Origin of the sequence: Paraburkholderia sp. RL17-381-BIF-C, assembly GCF_046026435.1 — a bacterium.
Lineage (GTDB): Bacteria > Pseudomonadota > Gammaproteobacteria > Burkholderiales > Burkholderiaceae > Paraburkholderia.
Window position 1 is genome coordinate 1 of sequence record NZ_JARESX010000135.1, and the last position, 9,851, is coordinate 9,851.

General features: G+C 53.4%; 8 protein-coding genes and 1 pseudogene. 6 read left to right on the top strand and 3 right to left on the bottom strand.

Going from position 1 to position 9,851, the window contains the following annotated elements; translation table 11 throughout:
- The first annotated feature begins 389 nt into the window (after positions 1–389).
- The 4 genes from P0D70_RS35610 to P0D70_RS35625 all read left to right on the top strand — a co-directional run bounded on the left by P0D70_RS35610 (position 390) and on the right by P0D70_RS35625 (position 5,008).
- Positions 390–959 (top strand): hypothetical protein, encoded by a 570-nt coding sequence (locus P0D70_RS35610; RefSeq protein ID WP_408187968.1) that lies wholly within the window; start codon positions 390–392, stop codon positions 957–959.
- Between the two features lie 3 nt (positions 960–962).
- Positions 963–2,615 carry a hypothetical protein gene (locus P0D70_RS35615; protein ID WP_408187969.1) on the top strand — a complete coding sequence of 551 codons (1,653 nt, stop codon included), beginning with the start codon at positions 963–965 and terminating at the stop codon, positions 2,613–2,615.
- A 317-nt stretch (positions 2,616–2,932) separates the two neighbouring features.
- Positions 2,933–3,934, top strand: coding sequence for a methylamine utilization protein MauJ (gene mauJ, locus P0D70_RS35620; RefSeq protein WP_408187970.1), 1,002 nt, complete (start codon positions 2,933–2,935; stop codon positions 3,932–3,934).
- Positions 3,935–4,117: 183 nt separating this feature from the next.
- A complete protein-coding gene (locus tag P0D70_RS35625) occupies positions 4,118–5,008 on the top strand; it encodes a hypothetical protein (RefSeq protein WP_408187971.1) in 891 nt (296 codons plus the stop codon).
- 527 nt (positions 5,009–5,535) lie between these two features.
- On the opposite strand, the gene P0D70_RS35630 is transcribed toward P0D70_RS35625, so the two are convergent.
- A complete protein-coding gene (locus P0D70_RS35630; RefSeq protein ID WP_408187972.1) occupies positions 5,536–5,877 on the bottom strand; it encodes a hypothetical protein in 342 nt (113 codons plus the stop codon).
- A 221-nt stretch (positions 5,878–6,098) separates the two neighbouring features.
- Here P0D70_RS35630 and P0D70_RS35635 point away from each other — a divergent pair, with 221 nt between their 5' ends.
- On the top strand, positions 6,099–6,302 hold the full coding sequence (locus tag P0D70_RS35635; RefSeq protein ID WP_408187973.1) for a hypothetical protein: 204 nt from the start codon (positions 6,099–6,101) through the stop codon (positions 6,300–6,302).
- Positions 6,303–6,614: 312 nt separating this feature from the next.
- The gene (locus P0D70_RS35640; protein ID WP_408187974.1) at positions 6,615–7,373 is read left to right on the top strand and encodes an MltR family transcriptional regulator; all 759 of its coding nucleotides are present in this window, start codon (positions 6,615–6,617) and stop codon (positions 7,371–7,373) included.
- A gap of 351 nt (positions 7,374–7,724) precedes the next feature.
- On the opposite strand, the gene P0D70_RS35645 is transcribed toward P0D70_RS35640, so the two are convergent.
- Positions 7,725–8,483 carry a TIR domain-containing protein gene (locus P0D70_RS35645; RefSeq protein ID WP_408187975.1) on the bottom strand — a complete coding sequence of 253 codons (759 nt, stop codon included), beginning with the start codon at positions 8,481–8,483 and terminating at the stop codon, positions 7,725–7,727.
- Between the two features lie 1,187 nt (positions 8,484–9,670).
- A pseudogene (locus P0D70_RS35650) lies at positions 9,671–9,851 on the bottom strand (MFS transporter); the annotation flags it as partial.

Genomic DNA, 9,851 nt, shown 5'->3' on the forward strand with positions numbered 1-9,851 from the left:
GTAAATGGTGGGATTGGCTGAAGGGATAAGAGCAATTGAGACTGAAGAGTAGTTGGTCCAGCCGTGACAGGAACTACACGCCCGGCAGACCGACAAGCGTCAGCAGCAGATTGAGGAGAGCGTTCGACGATATCTCGCGCGATTGAAACCGCGGACCGCACCAGTCCGACGGACGTGATCTGTTCAATGTGAAGACCGGGAAACGGAGCGGATTGTGGCATTAACGCCTCAAGCGTGAAACGTTTTCATGCGCTTTGAATTCAGAAATTTCTCTGCCAACAAACAGATTTGCTTCGTCAGTTTCAAGGCATTTCTTTGTTCGCCATTAAAAATTTAATCATAGACTCTGTTGGCTGGAATTTTAAATCGGGAAGATTTAATCGAATTTAATGAATATCTTCAATGCGATATCTAGGCTTTTATACCGCGCGGATGCAACTCTGTCTGGGCGACAAAAAGACGACAGGTTGATTCTGGAAATGGCGATCGTATTTACGCTATTTTCGCCCTTGCTTTCATATATCGCGACGAAGCCTTATCAGGGAGATTTGCCGCCGGTTGCGCCGATCGTAAAAGAAATTGGAATATTTGCTACAAAGAACTGTCCCGCGAGATCGTCAGAAAGAAATTTCTGTGCATTTCGGTACAGTACCGGCGAACTGCTTCCGGTCGAATATGTAAAAGAGTATTCCGGAATACGGGGGTTCGTGAAAACGCATGGTGATAACGTTAAATTAGAGATGCAAGGTTTCTATCTTGTCAACGGCAAAGGTAAATACTGGCTCACAAATGTATCAACTTTATCAGGCGAGGAATTGCTATCGGAGGTTGATTCATACTCAAAGTTGAAAAGTATGCGCAGCATGGATTTTCTACTGTCGCGCTTATACATAGTAGCTGTCGTGTTGTGGAGTATGTCTATTCGCAGTGCGTTGCGTTTTGATATGAGGAGGTTTTAAAGCATGGCTTCAGTTGCAACGTCTCGGGCAGTGTCTTCATTTGTTAATTTTCTGATCAACGGAACAGTAAGTTCCGCCGATGCCGCAAATAACGTTTCGGGCGCATTGGATCAGAATCAGGCGGACCCATTGGTCAAATTCAGTGCAGCGGTAAGTGCCACCGCGAGTGTGACTGGGGTAGCAACTGGGAGCACTCAAATGCTTCAACAGTTCGCGCAGGATTCAACGGCCGCCGGCGCGTTGATGGGCAAATTTGCGTCGAACTCCGCGAAGATTGGCCTAGTGGCTTCAATCGCGGCTGTGGCGGATACCGCGTACAAGAAAGGCGTTGGAGAAGTACAGATAAGTCAGTTGACGGGGGTAGTTGCAGCTGCGCTAAGCGTTCGCGCTTTCTCTGCCACTCCAGTCTCAGCAGTCGGCCTGGGCATACTCAGCGCGGTCCTGACAGTTGCAGCATGGGAGATTCCGGCTACGGCGAAGCTCAGCGACGTGTTCGATTTCCTGAAAGCTCCGATTCATTCCTATTACGACCAACTTTCGCCTTCCGAACAGGCGTCATTCACTGACACTTTTTCAGCCACACTCGAACAATGCTTTTCCGGCTGCATACCGGTGCCTCAAATCGACAGTGCTGGATGGATATATGACTGGCAAGTGATGATGCCGACGGGCGCAAACACAGTCCCTAAAGGTGGAGAGCGCATTACGTTTGCTAACGGCGTTGAATATATATACGGTGCACGGGTTGAAGATACACTTCTACAGTTGAATAGCATGCCTGAAAATCAGGCCGTGTGGAACTTGGCTGAATCGACCATATCGCGGCTTAATGTATTCGTAGACGGCAGCTTCTCCAATGTGTTCACTAACGATCAGATTGGCGCCGCCTCTGAAGTCTGGATTTCAGGTGCGGGACAAAACTACACTGTTAGGGCAGACTCCACGGCGGGTGGCACGGCCCCAATCCATTTTATATATGTCAATGGGACCGGCAACACGGTCACTGTGGAATGTGACAATAATTTTATATTTGTCGCAAGTGGAAATCGCGTGGATGTTAAGGGTCTAGTGAATCATGTCTATATTCAAAACTCAACATCAGTGATATTTGAAACCGACGATCCCACTTCGCTCGCCGGTAGCACCATTGTTATCGAGGAATCGAGAGAAAAGTGGACGATTGACGATGATGGTATTGCGCATTCAAGTGCGCCTATTTCGCCGGGATTTACATTCAATCCAGGGAAAAACATATTCTGGTTTGACGATAGTGTAAAAAGCACCGTTGCCAGCCAAAGCATAGACGGACGTCTTTATCATTCCAGCTACGACGGAAGCGGTTTTTTGGAAGAACAGCTTGTCATTTTGCCGACTGGAGGCTACACCCAGATTCTGTATAACTATCCTGAAGGTTATTACAGGCAGACACAGATGCTCACATCGAACGACAAGGGTACAGGCGGAAGTCTCTGGAAATTCAACAAGCAAGGCCAGAACACTGAATACATTAACTATATGAGTTCCGGTACAGCATACGATTTCGTCTACGATACAAGCACGGGGGGAAATACCCTAGTAGGTACATCTTCATTTCCACGGTTTCCGGGGGTTAGTCTGGACCTGGCGACCGGGGCTATAACGTGGTTCGCCCGGTAGCGCCGTTCGCGCGACGCAATCGAATGTATGAAGTGGGCCGGCTACCGACCGACGTGGAGGACCGTTGCCACCCGGAACAGTCTTTCGGCATGTCGAAGCACCAACGGCTCTTTACGAAGTCAAGCGGACTTCCGTCGCAGGAAGGCTACTGGGGGATCATCGCATTTTATGGACGTGGGCGCGGGTCGGGACCTACGTCTGCACCCTAGCGAATTGCCGACGGTGGTGCGTCGAGCAATGGCGTTGCCGACGAGGCACAATATGGCGCGAAAGCATAGCAATTGCTGAGATCCTGTAACTCTATAGCCGACTCGAATATGCCCATCAAGAAGATCACTGAAACCGGTCAAACATCAACTACTCTCGACCAGTTTGGTCGCGCAGGATTTCCCTCTCGACTCACCATCGTACCGGTCTATAAAGATGAGACTGAGACAATGTCACGTGCCAGAGTGAACGACACTTCCGCCCGTTCGTTCCATGTGAGAGCGCGCCTAGCGAAAGCGATGACACCCCCTAAGGGAATTGAAGTCAACTTCGATGCGGAGACGGGCGGTTCTTTCTTCATTGCTAGTACTGGGGAGGCCTATGAGATCTCAACAACCAATGACGTCAAGTGCACAATTGAACTGAATTCCCAGCGGGAGCTTGCAGCGATCAGCTTCCGATGTGAGGCGCACTCGTCAGGCGAGGCACGTCTAGCTTTTCATAACGTCGTCCGGCCATTACTCGATTACTTCTGTTATCTCGCGGATGTTCCGTACCACATCGACCAGATTTCAGTCGTTGATGAGCTTCACCACATACAAGATGTCGAAGTATTTCACTCTGAGATTTCGAAGGTGCTGGGAACTGGCGCAACTCCCGTTCTAGGGCTATTGGTCCCTTACTACGCCATGTACCGAGAGGGGAAGAATTCGACCAGCATGATCTACAAGTTTTTTTGTTACTACAAGATACTCGACGGGCTTATGACCGCACTCCAGCCAAAGCTGAAGAAGGCGGCTAAGGCGGCTGGGACTTCTTCCGAGTCCCTTGTACACCTGGTTCCGGAACCAACCGAGCACGACTTTTACGATTCGAAGCAGATGGAGTACGTCGGGAAATCGATGCAACTCTTCATGAGCGAATATCTGACCAAGCGATATAGGGACGCCGTGGCCCACTTTGTCTTAAAGGATGGGACAGCCCTAAATGTTAGCGACCTTCGACAGATAGACAAGTACGTGAGCATTCTTCCGATCATGGAAAACTGTTGCCGAAAAGCTATCGGAACGTTTGAGCATTTCCTATCGCAAAATTCATTGGCGGCAGTCTAGGCAAACATCGCGGAAATCGGGCTGCCAACGTCCGTGACTGTATCAAGTCGGGAGTTATATCGACTTCTGACAGAGCTTAGAGTTGGAAGGTCAATGATCGGGCGGGCAGTTCGCTATTGGCGCGTTTTCCCGAAACAGCCGCTCGTTTCGTACTGGCTCATCTAGACGGGACTGAAACCAACGATGAATTTCACAATGCTCTTCGCTTTTGCGAATCTTGCAGGCCTTGGCTTGGCCTTCGCGGGCGCGGTCCTGACCATTATTTACGGCCTACCAAACCTCGATGTCCTCAATGAGCAATCGTACGTGGCGATGGAGCCCACGGAGCGAGCGCGGCGATACCAAAGACATTCAAAGCTCGGGCTTTGTTTGATCGCCATCGGATTCGTTCTTCAACTGCCGTCAGCAGCGTCCGCTCTTAAGAATTCGCCCGGGACGGCGCCGGTGCTTATGGCGGACGTGTCGGCACTTGTGTCAATCTGCAAGGATATTGCTCTGGCGATCGCGGGTGCCGTCACGGCCACGGTGGCATGGAGAGGTTTGAACAACTGGCTTCGGGAGTTACGCGGAAGGACGCGCTTTGACGCTGCATTGAGTCTGATGCGCGCAGCGTACGCACTGCGTGAGGCAATTGCCAATTGCCGGGCTCCACTCATTGTCGCTGGCGAATTTCCCGCCGAATATCGCGAGAGCCAGTCCTTGAGCAGTGAGATTCGTTGGGATGACAAGGTGCGGGCCTACACTCATGTTTTCGCTGCCCGGTGGTCCCCGGTTGGCGCAGCAATGACAGAGTTCGAAACAAGGAGCCTCGAAGCCGAGGCGATATTGGGCGGCGACGTCCGGCCGCTAACCCGTGAACTGGTCGATTGCGTCGTGATGTTGAACGCCGCGATGGAGAGCTACGTGGACGACTTGCGCAGTGAAGGGGAAAACTTCAAAGTGGATCGCGAATTCGGGCGCAAAGTGAGGTCGCAGGTTTTTGCTTCGCGGGGGGCAACGGATAACGAGTTGACAACGCGGATTACCACAGCGTTAGAAGCGCTAGAGAAATTCGCGCGACCCGCGCTTAGATAGCAGCCTATCCGTCGAGATTCCGCAAATCGGAACTGAATGCGCCCTAATTGAGAGACTCAGCGCCCTGAATGTCGTTCGACATGGAGACAGCGGTTCGCTCAGCTTCGACTTTTCTGCAATCCGTCTTACGAGCGACGGTCAATGACCGCTCGTTATGCGCATCGGCCATTTGAACGTCTCGGCCAAACTCCGCTCGAAGGTCTGTTCGTGGCCAGAGGTCGCCGTTCACACACAGCGAAATTGCAACGAAGCGCTGGCGGGTCGGGCGAACCCTGAATCGGTCATTTGCAATGACACTGTTTGGACCTTTTTACCTTGTTTCCCGCAGAAGTCGTTTGCCTCGCGGTATATGTCAGCTTTCGGCCCGTCAGCGGGACCGAACCCGACTTGCGCACTTCGCTTGGACACTGTGTATGTATCACCGTCCGTCGGCACGACCCCCGTGCTTGAGCACGCTGCCGTTAAACACGCGAGAACAACCATCGCCGTGTAGGTCTTTTTCATTTTTCTGTTTTCGTGAAGATCAGCTACTTCTGTTGGATTTCGATACGCTGATTCGCTTCGGCCCTGAACTTCGGGCGTTGAAGCTGCGGGTCGTCGGGCTTTAGGCAATAGAAAGTGATTTCGGCTTCGCCGCAACCGCCGTGCAACGCGCATTCGCTTGCCTGTTCGTGATCGAGCAGGATCTCGCGGGTCTTCGACTCACAAAAGGCATTCGCCTCCGTCAGGGCTTGGCCCTTGGCCGAAGCGGGACCGCCGAACGGGACACGTGTGGAAATCGTGTAAGTGTCAGGACCGACTTTTATCGGTCCCGTGTCAGTGCAACCGGCAAGCGCGAGCACCACGCTGCATAGGACTAGCAGTTTCATTGCGTTCCCTCGCTATTATTGTCAGCACTTCGGCTTAACGGCATTTCGCCACCCGAAGTTTAGCCCGCACCGGCTAATCGTTCCTTGCGCCGGGTGTACTTGAGAACGCCGAACATGGGGGCACCGTCTATGCGCCTTCGACTAAACTTTTCGATCGATTAGTCGTTATACAAAGGTTGTCCAAACATCAGGCACTGACAACAACGACCGAGAGAGGAACAATGAAAACGAGCCTGTTGCTTGCTGCAGCGATCGTGCCACTCGCGCTCTGCGCGTGTACGACGCCTGCCGTATTCAAGGATGCCAAGACCGGCCAGGTAGCGCAATGCACCTCATCGACGCCCGGCGTCTTTCCGATCATCGCGCAACACGAGATTGATACCTGCTCGGATGCGTATGTGCGCATGGGTTGGGTGAAGCAATGAGGCATGAAACCGGGCGATACGAGCCCATATGCAAAGTTCGTGAAAAGACGTAACGATGGCGATCCCGTGGGGGTTGACCGCGCCCAGCATTGTCCGGAAACCTTGGATGCGTTGCCGAATGTCGGCGTCGGTAAATTGCCAGCGATCGGGACCGGCCGAGATCGACCCGGAGCGGACCTCCGCTCCCGCCGATTGATTGACGAAAAGCGAACGCATTGATCTTCGCGTTGGGTGAGATTCGCTGAGGAGGTCGACAGCCACAAGGCCGAGATGGTTCAATGAGCCTCACTGCTAGGAAAATCAAGGAGAAACATGGCGCCCCCGAAGAAGGACGAGCACCCAAAGAAGGAAGATGATGTTTTTAGCCCGCTGAATCGACTAACTAGGACGCTGCACGACCACGACGAACGTGGTCTGATCCTGTCGTTGGCCGCGTTCGCAGAGGAAGCCTTGGGACGGCTTATCGAAGCATTCATGCTGCCCGTCGAGGCGAGCAAAGATCTGCTGACCGGTTTCAACGCGCCGCTGGGCACATTCTCATCGCGGATCAAGGCTAGCTACGCCCTCGGTTTGATCAACGAGGAACAGTTCAAAGACCTCGAGTACCTGCGCAAAATCAGGAATGAGTTCGCGCATGCTTGGGAGCACGTGAGCTTAATGCAGGACAAGTTAGGCTCGTATGCGAGGAACATGTCCTTCAGCTACCTTGACGATGATTATCCAGAGACTAGCGCGGATAAAGTTCGCACCTCGATCTCGGCGTTGCTCACTGACATCAGTTCGATGGCGCAACAGATTCAAGCGAAGGGCACGCGCGTGAAAGTGACGGGAACGCGACTTATACCAATGCCTTTCAAAGGCGAGTTCGCAATCCAGATTCAGCAGGCCCGCGATAGTTTGGATTTTATCCGAGCGCAGTGCAACGAAACGACAGGTGAACGTAAACGCTTCTGGGGTCGAAGGTTAGATCTCTTCAAGTTACAACTAAGGCTACTTGTGTCGCAGGTGCCAAGGGAAATGACGCACGACCTGATCAAAATTATGGCGGACGCGGAAGAACTGCCCAAATAGGCGCCGGAAGAATGCGCGCAACGCGCAACATTGAGAAAAAACATAGGTTCGATCAAAAAGGCCACGTGCGCGGCACCATTGTGACTTGCTTCACTCGGCCGGAATCAACAGGCACGGCGGCCGGCGACCAACTCTTTGGACAATCCGAATGCGGACACACGCGGCCGACCGGTTGTGGCCGGGTATCGCCAGATTCGATAGACATTTGCAATCACGGGCTCCAAACGGTCGCGATGCTGGACTCGATCGACTGCAGACAGTCGACCAACTGCGCCGGGTGTTCGCTTTGGGTAAGGCCGCTTGGATTTTGCCGAGAAGGTGTCCCAAGACGTCAACTTGTCCAGCTAACGGCTAAAGCTTGTTCAAGTCCACCTGCAGGCCGGCCTCCTTGAGTTCTTTGCCTAGGGCGTAGCGCCAAGCACCGCGGTCGTCGATCTCGATGTAGACAACACCGTAGTAATCGGACGGAAGCTCGACGCCTTTTTCGTACAGGACGCAGACTTGCTTGCGACCGATCTTGCCCATGAAATAGCCGAGTTCGAGGATGACGTTCTGACGGGCTCGGTCCTGCAGTACAGGAGTCGGCGACTTCTTTCCGCCAACATCGTCTGCTGTCATCAGCACGACAGCAAAGTGGACGTTGTCGTAGCGTTCCAGTTTCTCAATGATGGTCTCGCTGCGGCTCACTTGCTCGCTCAAGATGATGGCTGTCAGGCCGACCTTCTCTATGGCGCGTGCGGTCATCTCGCGGATTAGGTCGTTATGCCCGTGAACCAAGAACACGGCTTTATTCGCTGGCTGAGGCGCTGAGTCTTCCTCTTGGCCGTATGAGTCGAGGTCTTTTCGGAGAACGTTCGTCATCGGCTCAATCTCAAGAACTGGTGTGTTGATCGTCGCCTTGTCGCCGACCTTCGCAAGGACCTGAACTACACGACCCGCGCAGGGAGCGGGAACGTCTAACGTCGCAAAGGCGTTCTCGATCACAAAAACTGTGTCCCCGTAGAGGAAGAAATCACCGGGGCGCAGTGGCAGCTCCAACACAGAAACCGGTCCGCTATCGTCGCCAAGCTCGAATGCGGGGCACAACATGATCTGAGTTTGGCCGAGCATCTTTCGATTCCTTGAGCTTTGTGATGTCCGATTCTAGCTGAGGCCGCTGGCTTCGCATTCAATGTGAGCTCGTGCCGGCAGCAGTCGTCGCTTTGTACAGCGCCAATGTCCGGTTGGCCACAAAGCGGTCATTCGGCTTAAACGTTGAACGACCCTTCTTGGCCGGGTACCGTCTCATGCATCTTGCATGCGCGCATGCGACCCCGTTGGGTCGCGATCGGCAGCACGCGACCCGCAAGGGACAGTCGCTGCTCTACAAACCGGACAGTCAACTCGCGCTATGAGTGCCAACATGCGGATTAAGCTCGAGGAGTTCTCGCGCCAGGCCGGCAGTGAATACGAAGCTGCAGTTAGTACAAACGCCGTTCTCAGTCTCCTGAGAGCAGCGGGGACAAAACCATCGTCCCAGATTGAACGAAACGGCTTTCCGGGACGGGAGAGCACCATTCAAGGCAGCAGCCTCAAACTGAACTCGGATGGAACGGCTGAATAGGGAGCCCGTCGCCAAACATCGGAGCTCTCTCGCGCCGTCGTCGACAAGTTCTGCGGCGCAATAAGGACAGTGCATTGAATTGGGCTATGGACAAATCGAGTGTCGACAATCTCGGACGAGATGTCTGATACCCGCAAGTGGCCGTGGACGGGCACGTGGCAAATTACTCACTCGTATTCTTTCCCGGCGCGCAGGATGTCGGCAGCTCGTCGCCAAGGGTTCGTAGGGACGTTGTAAAACCTGAGGCCATTCTTGGACGCATCGCCCCAAGTAGCAGCCGCCTCAAAAAACGAACCGATTGATCCATTCTGCCATTCCGAAGCAGGACTCGAATGCGGAAGCCTGGGACTTGCGGCATCAGAACTGGGCGCTACGGTCCAGTCACCAGCGAGTGCGTGCAGGAAATCAATGAAAGACCGCTCGTCGACAACACGATCCAATGCATCCTGCAAACTACTCCGACTTGGTATATGTTGATCAGCCATCTGGCACTTCGCCCGTAGTTTAGTTAGGTGGATTGTTGACCACCTAAATGACGCCGTCGACAGGCCGCTTGTGGCCGACTACAGTCTCACGCCTTGGCAGCAGTCGACCAGCATTTGTCGAGCCGTTCTGAGCCGCAAAGAGGTCGCTTCTTCGACAAATCGCGGAAAGCCTCAGCAGCAATCGCCGCCAAGGCCCTCACCTCAACCTCTCACTTATTAACCATCTTCGCCGGCACACTAATAGCCAGCAACCCGCCGAGCACCATAAACGCCGCGAGCATATACATCCCGGAGTCGTTCGCGGCCGTCGCCTGTTTGAGCCAGCCCACCGCATAGGGACTCAAAAAACCCGCCAAATTGCCGATCGAATTGATCATGGCAATGCCGGCA

Excerpts from the sequence above, each read along its gene's own strand:
- P0D70_RS35610 (WP_408187968.1), top strand. The coding sequence starts at position 390 with ATGAATATCTTCAATGCGATATCTAGGCTTTTATACCGCGCGGATGCA.
- P0D70_RS35615 (WP_408187969.1), top strand. The coding sequence starts at position 963 with ATGGCTTCAGTTGCAACGTCTCGGGCAGTGTCTTCATTTGTTAATTTT.
- mauJ (WP_408187970.1), top strand. The coding sequence starts at position 2,933 with ATGCCCATCAAGAAGATCACTGAAACCGGTCAAACATCAACTACTCTC.
- P0D70_RS35625 (WP_408187971.1), top strand. The coding sequence starts at position 4,118 with ATGAATTTCACAATGCTCTTCGCTTTTGCGAATCTTGCAGGCCTTGGC.
- P0D70_RS35630 (WP_408187972.1), bottom strand. The coding sequence starts at position 5,877 with ATGAAACTGCTAGTCCTATGCAGCGTGGTGCTCGCGCTTGCCGGTTGC.
- P0D70_RS35635 (WP_408187973.1), top strand. The coding sequence starts at position 6,099 with ATGAAAACGAGCCTGTTGCTTGCTGCAGCGATCGTGCCACTCGCGCTC.
- P0D70_RS35640 (WP_408187974.1), top strand. The coding sequence starts at position 6,615 with ATGGCGCCCCCGAAGAAGGACGAGCACCCAAAGAAGGAAGATGATGTT.
- P0D70_RS35645 (WP_408187975.1), bottom strand. The coding sequence starts at position 8,483 with ATGCTCGGCCAAACTCAGATCATGTTGTGCCCCGCATTCGAGCTTGGC.